This is a genomic window from Rhodococcus sp. FW305-130 (genome assembly GCF_058788335.1).
Genome location: NZ_JBYTAP010000004.1, coordinates 486,577 through 503,888, shown reverse-complemented (window position 1 = coordinate 503,888; position 17,312 = coordinate 486,577). Strand labels below are relative to the sequence as shown.

The following is a 17,312-nucleotide window of genomic DNA, read 5'->3' as shown; positions in this document are numbered from 1 at the left end:
GTGGCCATGCGGTGGATGATCTGCCAGAATGCAAGCTGTTACGACTAGTAACACCTTCGGGGGGAGGATTTCACGTGAGCTTGATACTTGCAGCTACCGACCGTTCGGAGCTTGCCCAGACACTCGGGGCCGAATTAGTACATTTTGGTCATCAAACACAGCTCGTCCGCACCGGGCGCCGCCTACTCGACGACCTGGACACCGACAGTTTCGATATCGCCGTGATCGATCTCTTGTTGCCGGACATCGACGGCTACGAGATTGCACGACAGATCCGCTTGCGCAGTTCGATGCCGATCATGATGTTGGTGGATACCCACGAGGACATCGACGAAGCACCACATGGCGCTGTCTCGGACTTCGTACTGAACCCGATCGATTCTCACGCGCTCGATCTTCGGGTCACCGCGATCCTTCGTGAAACCGCGCGTCCCGCCGCCGGAAAACACCAACGTCACGGTGACCTGCTCCTCGATCGACGTGCGATGACGGCGACGATGGGCGGAAAGCTGCTCGTCCTCAGCCGGACCGAATGGCGGGTACTCCTGGAACTGTCGACCGAGCCTGGGCGCGTGTACTCGCGTGATCATCTGATCCGAAACGTCTGGGGTTCCGACCACGAAAAGACACGTGTGGTCGACGCGACCATTCTCAGCTTGCGGTCCAAACTCGAATCCAATCCCGCGAAACCGAAGTACATCAAAACCATCCGGGGGTTCGGATATCGCTTCGGCCCGGTCGAATGAACTCGCCTTCGTGTCGGTGGCGCTCGATAGACTCTTGTCATGGGTTGGTACACAACACAATCGGTCGCCCCGGATCTCTCCGACATCCTGGTGTGTGGCTGGACGGCGTGCGCAGAAGGTGAACACCTGCTCGTGCCCGATGCTTGCATGGACGTGCTGTGGATACGTGGCGTCGGCATACGCGTCTGTGGCCCCGAAACCGCTGCATGGTCATTCACTCTTCCGCCCGGAACACGCTCCGTGGGTGTTCGATTCCGCCCTGGATCGGCATCGCCGATGTTGCGAACCTCGGCGTCCGAGCTTCGAGATTCTCGCGCTGACCTCAGCGCTGTAACCGACGCACGCACGGAACGAATACTGTTGAACCGCTTGGAAAATTCCGAAGACCACGAACAAGTCTCGATCCTCGAAAGCGCTGTCCGGAGTTGGGCAAGTTCGAGTTTCCGTCACGATCCGGTGATCAACCACGTCCGCACCGCACTGTCCGAACATTCGTGGAATGTCAGCACTCTCGCCGACGCTGCGGCACTGACTTCGCGCCAACTCCAGCGTCGATGCAACGACGCCTTCGGATACGGCCCTGCAACGCTGCGCTCGATCCTGCGCCTCCAGCGTTTCATGGCGCTCGCCCGCAGTAGACCCGCACTGGGCCTCGCTGAATCCGCAGCCCACTGCGGATTCAGCGATCAGGCCCACTTGACGCGTGAATGCCGCCGAATCTCTTCGCTGACCCCGGCAGCTCTACTGCGAACCCAAGCCCCCGACTGGCACGGGTCGGAAACCGTTGTCGCGCTGGCAGAGGGAGACGCGGTCGCATGATCGCTACCGCGCTCCCCCGCCGTCACTTCTGACTGAAAAGCGTCCTGGCAGACCACAGCCCGCCGAGGGAGAGCACTGCGACCGTCATGTAGTAGTAGCTCGGAGCGTCGAGCGAGCCTGTTGTGCTGATCAACCAGGTCAAGACCAACGGCGCGATTCCGCCGAGCAAGGTCACGCCGAGGTTGTACGACAACGACATCCCGGTAGCCCGGATCTCCGCCGGGAACAGCGAACTCATCAAGGCAGGCAACGGGCCGAAGGCAAACGCCATGATGACGCCCAGGACCGAAACAACCAGGACGAGCGTCAGAGTCGAGGGGTGATCGACCATCAGTTTGAAGAGCGGCCAGGCCAGGACGATTGCCGCAACGGCGGCCCAGGTCATAACTCTCGCAGGTCCGACCCGGTCTGCAAGATGACCGATCAACGGCACGGTGATCAAGGTGACCAGCCCGGCGACGATTCCGCCGAGGTAGCCGGCAGAGGCGGATACTCCGAGGTTCTTCACGGCAAACGTCGGCATGTACAAGATGAGGTAGATCGAGATCGTCGCGACGCCGACTACTGCGGCGCCGGTCAGCACCCGGCCGAGATGCCTGGTCAGCGTCGTCTTCAGCGGGGCCTTTTCCGGGACGCTCGTCTTGAAATCGTCCGTTTCATCGAGCTTGGCGCGGATGTAGAGACCGACCGGCCCGACGATGATGCCGAAGAAGAACGGAACGCGCCAGCCCCACGAGTAAAGCGCTTCATGCGAGAGATGGGTATTGAGCACGTATCCGAACAACGATGCCAGGAAAACCGAAGCACCCTGGCTGGCAACCTGCCAGGAAGAGTAGAACGCCTTCTTGTGCGGTGCAGTTTCCACGAGGAAGGTTGTAGCAGTACCGAATTCACCGCCAGCGGAGAATCCTTGAATGAGTCGCGAAACCAGGATGACGACGCCGGCCCACGGCCCGATCATCGAGGTCGTCGGCGCCACCGCCATGATGAGCGTGCCGATCATCATCAGCATCATCGTCAACGTCAAGGCGTTCTTGCGCCCGCGACGGTCGGCATAGCTTCCGAGAACCATCCCGCCAAGCGGCCGGATGACGTATGAGATCGCGAACGTCGCGAACGTCAGTATCAAGCCGAGAGTGTTGTCGCCGCCGGGAAAGAAGTTATGGGCGATGACCACTGCAAATGATGCGTAGACGATGACGTCGAACCATTCGAGCGCAGCGCCGAGCGAACTGCTGATCACCGCCTTGCGAGCAGCGGCCAGGCGTTCCGGGGTGACTGCTCCGGAGGTTGGCGTAGTTGCCGTGGACATGGTTTTCCTTAGGGGGGTGAGGGTGGGTCAGGCGCGGGCGTGAGCGATGACGTTCCGAACGAACTGCTCGCACTGTGCCAATTGGTCAAGTGTCACGTACTCGTCAGGTGCATGCGCCTGAGTGATGCTTCCCGGCCCACACACAACAGTGGGGACACCGATACTCGCGAACATCCCGGCCTCGGTGGCGTACGCGACCTTTTCGTCCGAGGCCCGACCACCCCATTGTTCGACCAGTGCGGCCGCCGAAGCATTCGCGTCCGTCTCCAGGGGAGGAACCGAGGCCGACACGTGCATCGTCACGGAGGCTGACGGGTTTTCTTCCTGCATCAGGTTTTCGATCCGATTCGCCTCGGCGGCAAAGCGTTCGAGCAAATCTGCGGCGCCAGCTGAGCTGATGCTCCTGAATTCGAAAGTGATGGAGCAATCCTCGGGGACAGTGTTCACTGCGATCCCGCCGGATACGAGATTGACCGAACACGTCGTCCAGGCCACGTCGAATGCGTCGTCGTACGGGCCGGACGCACGGAGCTCGTCGGCCGCGCTTCTGACGAATCGAATCAACTCGGCGCCGTATTCGATCGCGTTGACTCCTTGCGGAGTAAGCGACGAGTGCGCCGAAACACCATGCAGATCAACACGTATGACGTTCATCGACTTGTGTGCGCGAATGACCCGCATCTCCGACGGCTCTCCGACGACGCACACATCAGGGCGCAGGTTCCGGGAAACAACCTCCTCGACCAACCCGGCCGCACCGATGCAGCCGACTTCCTCGTCGTAGGAGAATGCAAAGTGAATCGGCTTCGCCAGCGGCCGAGCAACGATGTCGGGGATCGCCGCGACAACGATCCCGATGAACGACTTCATGTCGCACGTGCCACGTCCGTACAGACTTCCGTCGCGAATTTCGGGAGTGAAAGGGTGGCTGCTCCAGTCTTGATCGTCGACCGGCACTACATCTGTATGGCCGGAAAACATCACTCCACCGGCAGTGCTTCCGTCAGGAGGCGTGAATGTTGCCAACAGGTTCAGCTTGGAACCCTCGTCGTCGGAAACGAGTATCGGCTCGACCCCGTGGCGACGTAGTTCCGCGGCGATAAGATCGATCAACGGTCGATTGCTCACGGCACTCGTCGTATCGATTCCGATGAGGCGCTGCACCCAGTCGAGACTTCTCTCGGTTGGAACAGCGGACAACGTGGTGGACGACATCTGGGTTCTCCTTTCACAGCACGAACGCGGTGGGCACTTGCCACCGCGTTCTGCCCTTCGAGCATGAATGAAGTGATCCCAGACACAATGAAGATGCACGATACTTGCAAGATGATCGAAGAAACGCAGGATTCCGCCGTGCTCGACGACGTCGACCTCGCCCTGATCAATTGCCTGCAACTCGACCCGCGAGCGTCGTGGCGCACGGTTGGTGACGCCCTCAAAGTTGATCCGGTTACCGTCGCGCGCCGCTGGCAACGGCTACAGGACTCCGGCACCGCCTGGGTCTCCGCGAGGGCAACCGGCCACGGCCGTCCGGAATCGTGTCTGGCTTTCGTGGAAGTCGACTGTACGACTTCGAACGCCTTGGCGATTGCGGAACGTCTTGCCCGCTGGCCGCAGGTTCTGAGCGTCGAACACACAAGCGGCCCAGGCGACTTGACTCTTCTCGTCGAGGTCAGAGACATGGCTTTCCTGTCGCGTTTCCTGCTTCGCTCACTCGCGTCGGTGCCCGGGATCGTCAGTTCGCGTGCACACCTCGTCACCGAGGTCTTCGCGATCGGAGACGACTGGAAATTGCAGGTACTCGATGCCACGCAGCGGGCGGTGATGACAGACCGGCCTGTGCGCTACAAATATGCTCCGACGGATCAGCGCCATCACGGGAAGACTTTCGACGCGGTCGACCGCCAATTGATATTGAAGCTGGGCGAGGACGGTCGATCCTCGATTGCCGAGCTCACGGTCGGTACCGGCCTCAGCGAAAGTACGGTCAGGCGGCGACTTGCCGAACTGACGTCGCGCAACCAAATCGTGTTCCGCTGCGACGTGTCTCTACCGCTGTCCGGCTGGCCCCTCGTGACCTGGGTGTGGGGATATGTCGATCCCACGGACCGGTCGACGATTCGTGCTCTGGTGGAGCGAGTGCCTGGAACACGAGTGTGCATGCGGATATCCGGTGGACGCGCCAACACACTGCTCGCGATCGCCGCACACTCCCTTCGCGAAACTCCCATTACCGAAGTACAACTCGCACAAGAGGCACCGGGCCTGGTGGTGCTGAACAGGTCAGTGGTGCTGCGATCGATGAAGAGGGTGGGCCGACTTCTCGATGACGAAGGCAAGAGCGCCGGGGTCGTACCGATGGACATCTGGGCGGAAGCCCCGGAGATCGAGTGAATGTCCGAAATAATCAATCATGACGCGCCGCGGTGGAGAAGGATTGCTGTCATGACTTCAACAGAGATCTCCCCCGCCCAGCGTTACCGGGATCTGGCCGCCGGATTCACGGCGCGGATCGACGCCGTACCCGCCGACCACTGGGACAACGCTTCCCCCTGCGAGGGCTGGACCGCCCGCGACGTGGTGAGACACGTGCTCGACAGCGAACGAGACATGGTCAAGGTAGTCGGCCTGGAATTGGCACCCGGTCCGTCGGTCGACGACGACCCGTCGGCAGCCTGGGCGGCCGTCCGAGATTCGATGCAGGCCATTCTGGACGATCCGGCAAAGTCCACCCTCGAATACGACGGGCACTTCGGCCGGACCAACCTCGGGGCCACGGTCGAGGGGTTCTTGTGTTTCGATCTGGTCATCCACGGTTGGGATCTCGCAGCCGCGACCGGCACCGATACGACGATGCGTGACACGGACGTGGAGTGGGTGTCGGAGATCGCCGCGGGCCTCGGCGAGTCGATCCGTATGAGCGGTGTGTGCGGCCCGGAAATACAGGTTCCGGACAACGCTGACAAAGCGACGAAACTCCTTGCCTTCCTCGGCCGGAAGGCGTGAAAAAGCACCCCTGACGTGGGCATTACTTCCATACACATGTAATGTCGCGGTATGCCGGAACGCCGAAAATCCTCCACGAGTCCAGACCTGCTTGCGGCGGCATTGTTCGATGTCGCCGCGGAATCCGGACTGGAAAATGCCAGCGTTCGCGAGGTCGCAAAACGGGCGGGTGTCTCGATCGGCGCAGTGCAACATCATTTCTCGACCAAGGACGAGATGTTCGCATTCGCACTGCGAACACTCGTCGATCGATTGTTGACCAGACTGGCCGAATCGTCCGCCGACGCGGACCCGCATACCGCCCTGTTCCAGGCGCTCTCGCAACTCCTGCCCCTCGACGAGCAACGCACGCGTGAGGCGCATGTGCTCGCCGCGTTTGCCGTGCGCGCCGCAACCAGTGAGTCACTCTCCGAAATCCGCCGGACAACCCTGTTCACAATCCGCACCGGCATCTCGACAGTTCTGATCGGGATCGGAACTCCGGAAGCGGAAACCAGAGCGGCACTTCTACTTTCAACCGTCAATGGATTGGCCCTCGACGCACTCGGAAGCCCCGCCATGTATCCGCCGCAGTACCTCGATCACGCTTTGGAAACCCAGATCCGCCTCACCCTGCACGACGCCGAGAACCCGCTCGCCTCCGTCGGGCTCGCCAGCTGACGTGGCAGGAGCAGGGCGCTTCGCGCCGAGCCCGTCCGGCGATCTCCATCTGGGAAACCTCCGTACCGCCCTCTTGGCCTGGCTGTTCGCCCGCACCAGCGGTCGCGACTTCCTCATTCGAGTCGAGGATCTCGACCGTGTCCGACCCGGCTCGATGGAACGACAACTCGACGATCTGCGCAGGCTCGGCCTCACATGGGACGGCCCAGTCGTATTGCAGTCGGACCGTCTTCCCTTGTACCACAACGCTATCGAGCTATTACGCGAGCGCCACCTGACCTATCCCTGCTTCTGCACACGCAAGGAGATCCTGCAGGCACCGTCCGCTCCCCATGCTCCCGATGGCGCCTATCCCGGCACGTGCCGGAACCTGTCGGCGGCCGAACGCGCCGAGAAATCGGCAAGCGGCCGATCCCCCGCGCTGAGGCTACGGGCCGACATCGATTCGTTCACCGTGCACGACGAACTGTTCGGCGAGGTGACGGAGCAAGTCGACGACGTCGTCCTGCTCCGCGGAGACGGCGTACCCGCCTACAACCTCGCCGTTGTCGTCGACGACGGTGCGCAGAACATCGATCAGGTGGTCCGCGGCGACGACCTCCTGACCTCGGCGCCGCGTCAGGCGAACCTTGCTCAACTGCTCGACATCGAACCGCCGTCGTACGCCCACGTTCCTCTCGCGTTGAACAGTGAAGGCAAACGACTCGCGAAGCGCGACGGCGCAGTGACTCTGGCCGATCAACTCGAGGCCGGACGCAGTGCCGAACAGGTCCTGACAATGATCGCGTCGAGCATCGGTCTCGCTGAACCCGGCGAAGTTGTCACACCACCCCAATTGGCGGATCGATTCGACTCTCGCAAGATCCCCCGAACCCCGTGGATTTTCCCGGCGAAGTAAGTGAAGTTTCAATCGACACCTCGTCGGGACAAAAGCTCGATTGTCCGATATGACAAAGCCGTCCGCAATAGCTATTCGTTGGCAATTCTCGATTAGTGAAGTACGGTCAAGACTGGCGAAGGAAATTCAGGGCGAGTAGTCCCTACAAAACTACGCCCGGGATCTGAACCTGGGATCCGACCGCAGTACCCACTTGCAGCATCCACGCTGACACGCACGTGCGGCACGGGCGACTCAGGACGAAAAGGAATACGCATGGTCCGCGAGCTTCGCGAGGCACTCGACGACCATCAATTCGAGGTGTTGTATCAACCCCAGGTCAATCTGAACTCGTCAGCAATTATCAGCTATGAAGCACTTCTGCGGTGGCGCCATCCGCTTCGAGGGTTGATCGAACCCCAAGATTTCATGCGCTCCGCCGAATCCTCTGGGCTCATCATTCCCATCGGGCTGCAGGCTCTGGACATGATCTGTGCCCAAACAGCGTCGTGGCCTGAGCACATGATGGTCGCGGTCAACTTTTCACCTCGCCAACTCGCTACCCCGCACGCCGCTCACGAGATCCTCGGAGCGCTGGACAGTTCAGAAACCCCACTGAGCAGAATCATCGTGGAAGTCACCGAACTCGGCGTCGTGGGTCGGCATGCCGCCGAGACCCTTCACGTCTTGCATAACGAGGGAATTCGAATCGCGCTGGATGATTTCGGGGCGGGCTTCGCGTCTTTCTCCGCGTTGTCGGAATTGCCGCTCGACATTCTCAAGATCGACCAATCCTTGACCTGGGCCGTCAGCGCAGCGGGTCGTACTGGAGACCGCGCCTTCATGGTCATGGAGTCAATCGCCGACATCGCTCGAAAACTCGGGCTTGATTCGATCGCCGAGGGCGTCGAAACCGCGGAACACGCAGCCAACGTCTTGCAGGCCGGCTGCGACATGGGCCAGGGCTATTACTTCGGGAAGCCGCTTCCTGCGTCGTCCATAGTCACTCCCGTGTGAGCGCCAGCCACTTCAGTACGACGCCACTTCAGTACGACGACGATGCGCTCGCGATGAGTGCGACCACGAGAATCACGGCAAAAATGGCCAAGAAGGTTGCTCCGACCGCAATTCCGGCTATCGCAAGCCCGCGTCCCTCTTGACCTGTCTGCTTGATCTGATTGAGCGCGACGATTCCCAAAATGATTCCGATGATTCCGCCGAGACTGTAGAAACAACCGCCTGCAAGCGATACCACCAACGACGCAATTGCGAGACCATTGGTGCCGACTGGCTGCATCGGCGGGATGTATCCACCAGCGAATTGGTTCGGTTGACCGTACGCATTCGGCGGTTGACCGTATTGGGGCTGTCCGTATTGAGATTGTCCGTATTGTCCGGGTTGCTGATATTGATTCGGCTGATATTGATTCGGCGGTCCGAAATTCTGCGGCGGCAGGTATGGATTGGGTTCACCAATTCCACCCGGCTGAGGCGTATTACCGGTTGGGTTGTACGACGGCGGCGGATAACCCGGGTACTGCTCGTTGGGAGTGGTATATCCGGGAACTTCAGGTGAAGACTGCGTTTCGGACGGGGACACGCCGTACCCCTCGGGCGGCAGGCTCGGAAATTCTCCGTATCCAGGTTTTGCCTGGTAATCGCTCGAAGAATCGTCGTTGTTGCCCCCGGAACTCGTCATACAACGCAGCCTAAACCACAGGTGACCTCCGAATCCAAGTGAGCAGATGTCATCCACATCGCTCTTTGATCCCAGTAGGGTCATATCCACTGTCACACTCGAGCGCGATATTTACGACTGAGGGGAACACATGACAACCGGCGGGTACGACCCCAACCAGAATCCAGAAGGAGGGAAGCAATTCCCACCCCAGGATCCATATGGCCAGCAGGGAACACCTCCTCCCGGAAGTTACCCACCCCCCGCAGGCCCCCCGCAGGGCGGTAGCTACCCGCCTCCTCCACAGGGCGGGAACTTCCCGCCCCCTCAAGGTGGCAACTACCCGCCGCCCGGTGGATACCCGCCGCCTCCGCAGGGCGGCAACTTCCCGCCGCCTCCGCAGTTCAACGACCAAGGTGCGTACGGCGGAGGAAATCGACTGCCCTCGGGCGCCGAAGCCGGTGGACTGGGTATTCGATTCGGCGCTCGCCTTATCGACTACATCATTCTCGGCCTAGTGGTCGGGCTCCTGATCATCTTCGTCGACTCGGGATACTGGATAACAGGCCTGCTGACTGCCCTTCTGACATTCGCATATTTCGTTGGGTTCGAGGTCACACAAGGTTGGACCCCAGGCAAGAAGCTCCTTGGGCTGTCGGTGAAGGCCCCGGGAGGCGCGGGCCTTCCCACTCCGCAGCAGTCCGCAATTCGCAACGCATTCAACCTCTTGTCGATCATTCCGATCATCGGAGGACTTCTCTCGCTCGTTGCGTACATCGTCATCGCGGTCACCATCAACAACAGCCCCACCAAGCAGGGCAAGCATGACGAGCTCGCTGGTGGGACTCAGGTAGTCAAGGGTTAGGTAGACATATATGACAACCGGTGGGCAAGACCCCAACCAGAACCCAGAAGACGGGAAGCAATTCCCACCCCAGGATCCGTACGGCCAGCAGGGAACACCCCCTCCGGGGAGTTATCCTCCACCGGCCGGTCCTCCGCAGGGTGGAAGTTATCCCCCGCCCGGCGGCTACCCGCCGCCCCCACAGGGCAACTTCCCTCCACCCCCGCAGGGTGGAAGCTATCCCCCTCCCGGCGGAAACTACCCGCCTCCCGGTGGGTACCCGCCTCCTCCCGGTGGTGGCAACTTCCCGCCTCCGCCCCCGAATGACTACGGCGCAGGCTTCGGCGCCCCCCAGCTTTCTGTGGGTGCGGCAATTTCCTACGGCTGGAACAAGTTCAAAGACAACGCACTGGTCTGGATCGGGATCTCGATCATCGCTTTTCTGATCGCCGGACTCATCCAGGGTGCTTTCAACGGCTTCGACTACACCAATACCGAATTCAGCGCGCTGTCGATCGTGGGTGGATTGGTCACCGCAATCGTCGGCTACATCATCCAAGCCGCATTCCTTCGTGGAGCGTTGAGCGAATTGGACGGAATCAAGCCGGCTTTCGGCACCTTCTTCCAATTCACGAACATCGGTGCAGTTGTTCTCGGCGGTTTCCTTGTCGCCGTCGCCACCTATGTCGGTTTGGTTCTGTGCATCATTCCCGGCATCATCGCGGCGTTCCTGCTCTACTACACGCTGACCTTCATCGTGGACAAGAATCAGGATGCGATTTCGGGCATCAAATCGAGCTACGCGTTGACCTCGTCGAACGTCGGAACGTTGATCCTGCTGGCGCTCGCTCTGATCGGTATCAACATCATCGGCGCACTGCTGTGCGGAATCGGTCTTCTCGTGACGGCGCCCGTCGCGCTGATCGCCAGTACCTACGCATACCGCGTGCTGACCGGCGGCCATGTAGCTGCCTGATCAGTTCGTTTGCATCACCGAAGGCCCTGCGGTTCCACGTGAAACCGCAGGGCCTTCGGTGTGTTCTGCGCAACTGGACGGTCGCCAACTCGCATCCGAGCGCCTTGTGGTGCTTGGATGACGGACGTGACAGCTCAGGATCAGCAAGACGAATCGACCCACGAAACCAAATTTGCGCACGTCAGCCGGGGTTATTACCCGACAATCGTCGCGCTCTTCACCGCAACGCTGCTGATCTCGAACGTGGCGGCGACAAAGGGGGTCGCCTTCTTTGCGGATTCCGACTTCTCGCTCGGTCCCTTGCAGATTCTGCCCATCATCACCGATGGTGGATTCTTCTTGTTCCCGCTTGCCTACGTCCTCGGTGACGTACTCAGCGAGGTGTACGGCTTCAAAGCGACCCGACGCGCGATCTACCTGGGCTTCGGCGCACTGATTCTTGCCGCCGCATGCTTCTGGATCGCTGTGCAACTCCCGTCGGCAGAGTTCTACGAGAACCAGGCCGCCCTCGAAACCGTGGTCGGCGTCATTCCCCGGCTGCTGGTCGCAGGATTGGCCGCCTACCTCGTCGGCCAGCTGCTGAACTCCCTGGTCCTGGTCATGATGAAAAAGCGCATGCAGGAGAAGCACCTGTGGGCGCGGCTGATCGGCTCGACCGTCGTCGGCGAATTCGCCGACACCCTCATCTTCTGTTCCATCGCAGCCGGTGTCATCGGCATCAGTACGTGGGAAGACTTCATCAACTACGTGCTGGTCGGCTTCCTGTGGAAGACGCTTGTCGAGGTTCTGGTCATGCCGATCACCTACCGCGTCATCGCCTACGTGAAGAAGCGCGAACCGACCTACGTCTGAGGTGCAGGCGTCTTCGCCGCATAGAACTTTCCGAGCATGTCCGCTTTGAAGTCGTGGAAGTATCCGCCTTCGATGCTGGCTCGGATGTCGTCGACCAACTTCACGGTGAATCGCTCGTTGTGGATGGTGCACAGCGTCGACGCGAGCATTTCCTTCGCCTTGAACAGGTGATGGATGTACGCGCGGGTGTAATTGGCGCAGGTGTAGCAGTCGCACTCGTCGTCGATAGGCGTGAAGTCACGACGGAATCGGCTGGTATTGATGTTGAACCGGCCGGAGCGGACGTAGATCGCGGCATTGCGAGCAACACGCGACGGATTGACGCAGTCGAAAGTGTCCGCGCCGTTCTCGATTGCTACGAAGAAGTCGTCCGGTTCACTGATGCCGAGCATATGACGCGGCTTGTTCTCGGGTAGTTCCTCGTTACACCAACGCACAATTGTGCCGAGGTTCTGCTTCTCGAGGGCGCCGCCGATGCCATAGCCGTCGAAGCCGTATCCGTTCTCGCCTTCGATCGACTCGAGTCCGCGGCAGGCTTGACGACGTAGATCTTCGTATTGCGCGCCTTGAATCACGCCGAAGAGAGCCTGATAGGGCTTGTCAGCGCGTTCAGCGGTGAGCTTCTCGTGCTCGTTGATGCAGCGGATCGCCCAGGCCTGCGTACGCTCGACCGATCGCTCCTGATAGCCGCGGGTGTTGAGCAACGTGGTGAGCTCGTCGAACGCGAACATGATGTCGGCACCCAGCTGATGCTGAATCTGCATCGACACCTCGGGGGTGAAGCGATGCTTACTGCCGTCGAGGTGCGATTTGAACGTCACGCCCTCGTCGTCGACTGTCGCGAGACGCTCCTTGCCCTTCGCGATGACGTCGTCGGACTGCACACCGACGGCCTCCATCGCGAGCACCTTCTTGAACCCGACACCAAGCGACATGACCTGGAAGCCGCCGCTGTCGGTGAAGGTGGGCCCGTCCCAGTTCATGAACTTGCCCAGCCCGCCGGCCTCGTCGACGATGTCGGGTCCCGGCTGCAAGTACAGGTGGTACGCATTAGCGAGCAACGACTGCGCACCGAGTTCCTTCATGGACTCGGGCAGCACGGCCTTGACCGTGGCCTTGGTTCCGACGGCCACGAACGACGGCGTCGCGATATCGCCGTGCGGTGTGTGGATGGTGCCGGTTCGTCCGAGTCGGTCCTCGAGCCTGGTCCCTATCGTGAAGATCGACTCGGGACGCTTCGAAGGAGACGCGTCAGACTGAGGCTGTACTGCAGAATTCACGTGCCAATCCTGTCATAACTGCGAATACTGCCGCCGCGGCATGCTCGCGACGAGCACCTTCGACAGTTCTACTGCGCCGCCAGAACAGTGGTGTCCGAAGGTTGGCGTCGGCCCACTCCGGTCCACGTGAGACCCGCTCGCGTCAGGACGTCTCGGTCGAGCAGATTTCGGGTGTCGATCACTCGAGGAGTGCCCATCGCTGCGGCGATCCGCGGCCAATCGAGCGTGCGGAACTCCGGCCACTCGGTGAGCACCACGGCGGCGTCGGCTTGTGCGACTGCGGCATACGCGTCGGCGACCAGTTCGATACCCTCCAGTTCCGGATACGATATCGCGGTGGGGAGTGCGGGATCGAACCCGACCAACTCTGCGCCCGCCTGCCGCAGTAGAGCGGCGATCATCAAGGCTGGAGAATCACGAAGATCATTGGTGCCGGCTTTGAAGGTCAAACCGAGCAGTGCCACGCGAGTGCGGGTGAGTGAGCCGTTTCGATTGCCCGTCACAGCCAAACGAATCTTGTCCACCATCCGCTGACGTTGACGGGTATTGGTATCGATCGACGCCCGCATGAGACGGAACTCGAAATCAGCAGCATCTGCCACCTGGAGCAACGCTTGGGTGTCCTTCGGCAGACACGATCCACCCCACCCTGGGCCAGGATTGAGAAACTCACGACCGATCCTACGGTCGTAGCTCATACCTTCGGTCACATCCAGAATGTCTGCACCGAGTCGCTCGCACAGTTCAGCCACCGCGTTGACGTACGACAACTTCATCGCCAGAAATCCGTTGGCCGCGTACTTCACCAGTTCGGCACTGGCCGAATCGGTGAGCACAGTCGGCGCGCCGAGCCTGGAGTAAAGCGCCGCGACGCGTTCTGCCGCGTCCTGTGCCTCCCCACCCACGACGATTCGATCGGGGTTGAGGAAGTCGCGAACCGCGGTGCCTTCTCGCAGAAACTCTGGATTACTGGTGACCGCGACATCGGATCGACCCAACAACTCCGCAGTTCGCACGGCAGTGCCGACTGGGACGGTGGATTTGTTCACGATCACACAACCGGACGGGAGCGTATCGCGGATTTCGTCCAGTACCGCCTCCACAGCTCGCAGATCCGCAACGCCGCCGACGCCCATCGGCGTTGGCACACAGAGGAATACAACCTCGACGCCTTCCGCATGTTGTTCGACTGCGACTGCTGCGCCGACAGTGAATGCCAGACGCCCGGCAGCAAGGCCTTCCGCCACCAGGTCCGACAGGCCGGGCTCGAGGATGTCCACCTTCCCATCCTGTAACCGCCGAATCTTCTCCTCGTCGACATCGGCGCAGATCACATGATGTCCGAGTGACGCCAGGCACGCACCCGTCGTCAGCCCCACATACCCCGTACCGACGACAGCTATCCGTCGCGCAAACACTTAGCCTCCACTGAAATCGGCCATCCCCCGGACCGCAATGATGTTGCGGTCAAATTGCCCGCACGGGCCGCACTGACGCTATTCTCTAGCATACATCGAGAAGCTTGACGTCCAACCTGGTAGACAGACCAAGCATACTCAATTCAGCAATCAACCAGTGACCACAACACCGAAACCGGACATACATGAAAAAGCGGCTAGCTGGCACGCACAGCAAACTTCACGCAAGAAGGCGGCCATGACACGTCGCATCGGTTATGCACCCGGCGTCTACGACATGTTCCACATCGGGCACCTCAACATCCTCAGCCACGCAGCGAGCCAATGCGACTACCTGATTGCAGGAGTTGTATCCGATGAGATGGCACGCCTGGCCAAAGGTCGTGACCCGGTGATTCCGCTAGCCGAGCGGATCGCGATCGTGGCGAGCATCAACTGCGTCGACGAGGCTGTCGCCGAAACCAAGCCGCACAAGATCGACACCTGGCGCGACGTGGGATTCGATGCGATCTTCAAGGGGGATGACTGGCGAGGAACGCCGAAAGGCCTTGCGCTGGAGCAGGAATTTGCCGCAGTCGGCGTCGAGGTGGTCTATTTTCCCTACACGCTCGACACCTCCAGCACCTTGCTGCGCGCAGCTCTGGAAAAGTCCGTCAAATCGCGACAAACCGGGACTCGGTAGCGCATGAATCAAAGAAAACAGCACGAAGCGGGCAGCAATCGATGAGAACAGCACATGTGATTCACAAGTCCGCCTCGGCGCCTCGAATGGTCGGAGTGTCAGCACTGCTGGTGATAGCTGCGCTGACGGGGTGTTCCAGCCCAGCTTCCGATACATCGAACGGTGACAGCGTCACGCCGCCAGGCGTCACCGTGGGCACGCCACCGCCGCCGGGTATCACCGACGACCGCGCCGAGGACATCTCCACGCTGCCACCAGTGCCGGTCGACCACCCGAGCCCACTGGCCAACGGTCTCGAGGTCACCGCGGTGACTACCGAACCGCTCGAACTCACGGCCAACGGTCCAGGTGAGATCGCGGGCAGCGGCTTGAGCGTGACGCTCGACTTCGTGAACAAGTCCACCACGGACATTTCGCTGGACAGTCTGACCGTCAACGCCTACTACGGCGACCGACTGCCGGCGGCACCCGGCGCGACCGACACAGCCACGCCGGCCAGCGGACTGCTTCCTCCTGGCGACCACCAACAGGGTGTCTACGTGTTCCAGGTACCGGAGGACGGGATCGACACCGCCGTATTCGAAGTGGGCCACAGCGATTCCCAGAACGTCATCGCCGTCGCTCGCTGATGGCGGCCGAGGTGGTCGCGCATACCGCGCTGTCCAGGCGCAGCGTGTTCCGTGCTGCGACACTTCTCGGATTGGGCCTTGCGAGCGGATCGGCGACGAGTGCCTGCAGTAATTCCAGCATCTCGGCCCAAACGCCGTCTCACCAATTCCTCTCCCGCGGTAGGTATTTCATCGCGCAACGGGGGGCAAGCGACGAGGCACCCGAGCACACGCTCGCCGCATATTCGCGAATCGCCGACCGCGGCGCCGAGGCAATCAGCGTCGCCGTCCACCGCACCAGAGACGGAATCCTCGTCTGTCATGAGGACCCGACGTTGAGCCGAACAAGCGGTCAGAACATCGCAATTGCGGACGTCACTCACGACGAACTGAGCAATCATCCCGTCGATCTCACCCGCTGGGTAGGTCCGGACTGGGGGATGCACCCGATTCCCACATTCTCAGAGGTGCTCGAAAGACTCGGCAAGCGGGCTGTCCTGTTTGTCGAATCCAAGGACCCGGAAGCCACCACCGACGTGATCGGCGCTGTCACCGCGAAACAGCTGGGCGGCACCACCGTCTTCACACAACCGTTCACTGCCAGAGAAGGCGAGTCCGCTGCGCGCAAAGCAGGGCTGACCATCTGCACCTATTTCAGCTCACATGCAACCGGTGCCGAAATCGACGAGGCCGCAGACGGATCGGACGCAATCGGAATCTTCGCAGGCGTCCGCAGGGAGAACGAGCGGCAACAAACTTCGATCCAAGGCGCCGTGGCGACAGGCAAACCGGTAATCGCATGGTCGGTAAAGCGCCGCTCCCAACTCCCCTACCTTGCTGAGGCTGGGGTCCGAGGGTTTCTGTCCTCTTCGTGGAGTTATGTGGCCGGGCCCTCCGAACCTAGTCCGCACGACACCTTTTCCACTGGGCGGATCGCACCAGGCGACCTGGCGGGTAACAATTCATCGTCTGCGGCACCTGAATGGGGACCGAACGGTTCGATTCTGTTGGCAACCGGCGCATCACCCCAATCCATATCCATGGGATCGATGTGCCCGGTGCGCGCTGCCCCGTACGTCATCACCGTCGAAGCGCAGTTCGGCGCGGCGCCTCCGCTCGCCTCCGATCATCTGGCAGTCGTCATCGGACGCGACGACGATTCCGCCTATCGACTCGGCGCGGTCTCGCCCGGAACCACCCAAGGTCAGCTCGTCGTCCTGCGGTCCACCGGTGACCTGGAATTGCGCAGCATTCCGGAGGGCAACGCACTCTCCATTTTGCAGTCGTCCGTGGCCGGGAACAAACCAGTCGTCGGTCAATGGCTGACGCTACGGATCATCGTGAAACCAGATTCCGTTACTGCAGAGTGTGATTCAGGACAGGAGCCGGAGCCGACAACGGTCAGCGCGCCTCGCACAGCTTTCGGGGGTTACTTCACATTGGCACGCAACTATTCCGGTGCCAACGCCCAGGCGTCATTTCGCAACATCAGCGTCGCATACCGCTGACAAACTCCCCGAAGTACAACACCGCGCGCCTCCTGGCAGTACAGGG

18 protein-coding genes are annotated in these 17,312 nt (G+C 60.9%); 13 read left to right on the top strand and 5 right to left on the bottom strand.

Annotation, left to right across the window (positions count from 1 at the left end; all coding sequences use genetic code 11):
- Positions 1–74 precede the first annotated feature (74 nt).
- Together AC3WQS_RS15455 and AC3WQS_RS15450 are read left to right on the top strand one after the other, a co-directional pair.
- Complete coding sequence (locus AC3WQS_RS15455) at positions 75–746, top strand: response regulator transcription factor (protein WP_492713082.1); 672 nt, start codon at positions 75–77, stop codon at positions 744–746.
- Positions 747–785: 39 nt separating this feature from the next.
- A complete protein-coding gene (locus AC3WQS_RS15450; RefSeq protein WP_492713083.1) occupies positions 786–1,565 on the top strand; it encodes a helix-turn-helix domain-containing protein in 780 nt (259 codons plus the stop codon).
- A gap of 22 nt (positions 1,566–1,587) precedes the next feature.
- Here AC3WQS_RS15450 and AC3WQS_RS15445 read toward each other — a convergent pair whose 3' ends face one another.
- Together AC3WQS_RS15445 and argE are read right to left on the bottom strand one after the other, a co-directional pair.
- Positions 1,588–2,877 (bottom strand): MFS transporter, encoded by a 1,290-nt coding sequence (locus AC3WQS_RS15445; protein WP_336504168.1) that lies wholly within the window; start codon positions 2,875–2,877, stop codon positions 1,588–1,590.
- Positions 2,878–2,904: 27 nt separating this feature from the next.
- Positions 2,905–4,092 (bottom strand): acetylornithine deacetylase, encoded by a 1,188-nt coding sequence (argE, locus tag AC3WQS_RS15440; protein ID WP_492713084.1) that lies wholly within the window; start codon positions 4,090–4,092, stop codon positions 2,905–2,907.
- A 111-nt stretch (positions 4,093–4,203) separates the two neighbouring features.
- Here argE and AC3WQS_RS15435 point away from each other — a divergent pair, with 111 nt between their 5' ends.
- The 5 genes from AC3WQS_RS15435 (at position 4,204) to AC3WQS_RS15415 (ending at position 8,437) form a co-directional block, all read left to right on the top strand.
- Complete coding sequence (locus tag AC3WQS_RS15435; RefSeq protein WP_225989443.1) at positions 4,204–5,271, top strand: Lrp/AsnC family transcriptional regulator; 1,068 nt, start codon at positions 4,204–4,206, stop codon at positions 5,269–5,271.
- Between the two features lie 51 nt (positions 5,272–5,322).
- Entirely contained in the window at positions 5,323–5,883 is a 561-nt protein-coding gene (locus tag AC3WQS_RS15430; protein ID WP_151531251.1) for a TIGR03086 family metal-binding protein, read from the top strand.
- A 51-nt stretch (positions 5,884–5,934) separates the two neighbouring features.
- Entirely contained in the window at positions 5,935–6,543 is a 609-nt protein-coding gene (locus tag AC3WQS_RS15425) for a TetR/AcrR family transcriptional regulator (RefSeq protein WP_019746515.1), read from the top strand.
- A 1-nt stretch (position 6,544) separates the two neighbouring features.
- Positions 6,545–7,441 (top strand): tRNA glutamyl-Q(34) synthetase GluQRS, encoded by an 897-nt coding sequence (gene gluQRS / locus AC3WQS_RS15420; protein WP_492713085.1) that lies wholly within the window; start codon positions 6,545–6,547, stop codon positions 7,439–7,441.
- A 255-nt stretch (positions 7,442–7,696) separates the two neighbouring features.
- Positions 7,697–8,437: an EAL domain-containing protein gene (locus AC3WQS_RS15415; RefSeq protein ID WP_070796504.1), complete on the top strand. Its 741-nt coding sequence runs from the start codon at positions 7,697–7,699 to the stop codon at positions 8,435–8,437.
- 28 nt (positions 8,438–8,465) lie between these two features.
- On the opposite strand, the gene AC3WQS_RS15410 is transcribed toward AC3WQS_RS15415, so the two are convergent.
- Positions 8,466–9,119, bottom strand: a complete 654-nt coding sequence (locus AC3WQS_RS15410; RefSeq protein WP_020905877.1) for a DUF4190 domain-containing protein — start codon at positions 9,117–9,119, stop codon at positions 8,466–8,468.
- A gap of 130 nt (positions 9,120–9,249) precedes the next feature.
- Between AC3WQS_RS15410 and AC3WQS_RS15405 the strand changes: the two genes are divergently transcribed.
- The 3 genes from AC3WQS_RS15405 to AC3WQS_RS15395 all read left to right on the top strand — a co-directional run bounded on the left by AC3WQS_RS15405 (position 9,250) and on the right by AC3WQS_RS15395 (position 11,770).
- Positions 9,250–9,963 carry an RDD family protein gene (locus AC3WQS_RS15405; protein WP_029254274.1) on the top strand — a complete coding sequence of 238 codons (714 nt, stop codon included), beginning with the start codon at positions 9,250–9,252 and terminating at the stop codon, positions 9,961–9,963.
- A gap of 10 nt (positions 9,964–9,973) precedes the next feature.
- Positions 9,974–10,918 carry a hypothetical protein gene (locus tag AC3WQS_RS15400; RefSeq protein ID WP_229757068.1) on the top strand — a complete coding sequence of 315 codons (945 nt, stop codon included), beginning with the start codon at positions 9,974–9,976 and terminating at the stop codon, positions 10,916–10,918.
- A 117-nt stretch (positions 10,919–11,035) separates the two neighbouring features.
- Positions 11,036–11,770 carry a queuosine precursor transporter gene (locus AC3WQS_RS15395; RefSeq protein WP_019746509.1) on the top strand — a complete coding sequence of 245 codons (735 nt, stop codon included), beginning with the start codon at positions 11,036–11,038 and terminating at the stop codon, positions 11,768–11,770.
- Here the strand turns inward: AC3WQS_RS15395 and tgt are convergent.
- Complete coding sequence (gene tgt / locus AC3WQS_RS15390) at positions 11,761–13,050, bottom strand: tRNA guanosine(34) transglycosylase Tgt (protein WP_047888794.1); 1,290 nt, start codon at positions 13,048–13,050, stop codon at positions 11,761–11,763. The genes AC3WQS_RS15395 and tgt overlap by 10 nt on opposite strands.
- Before the next feature lie 68 nt (positions 13,051–13,118).
- Positions 13,119–14,468: a UDP-glucose dehydrogenase family protein gene (locus tag AC3WQS_RS15385; protein ID WP_214500084.1), complete on the bottom strand. Its 1,350-nt coding sequence runs from the start codon at positions 14,466–14,468 to the stop codon at positions 13,119–13,121.
- Between the two features lie 157 nt (positions 14,469–14,625).
- On the opposite strand from AC3WQS_RS15385, the gene AC3WQS_RS15380 reads away from it, so the two are divergent.
- The 3 genes from AC3WQS_RS15380 to AC3WQS_RS15370 are packed head-to-tail and all read left to right on the top strand — an operon-like array spanning position 14,626 to position 17,266.
- Complete coding sequence (locus AC3WQS_RS15380) at positions 14,626–15,150, top strand: FAD synthase family protein (RefSeq protein ID WP_225320234.1); 525 nt, start codon at positions 14,626–14,628, stop codon at positions 15,148–15,150.
- 41 nt (positions 15,151–15,191) lie between these two features.
- Positions 15,192–15,779, top strand: a complete 588-nt coding sequence (locus AC3WQS_RS15375; RefSeq protein ID WP_139148504.1) for a hypothetical protein — start codon at positions 15,192–15,194, stop codon at positions 15,777–15,779.
- A gap of 11 nt (positions 15,780–15,790) precedes the next feature.
- Complete coding sequence (locus AC3WQS_RS15370; RefSeq protein ID WP_492713220.1) at positions 15,791–17,266, top strand: glycerophosphodiester phosphodiesterase; 1,476 nt, start codon at positions 15,791–15,793, stop codon at positions 17,264–17,266.
- Positions 17,267–17,312 lie beyond the last annotated feature (46 nt).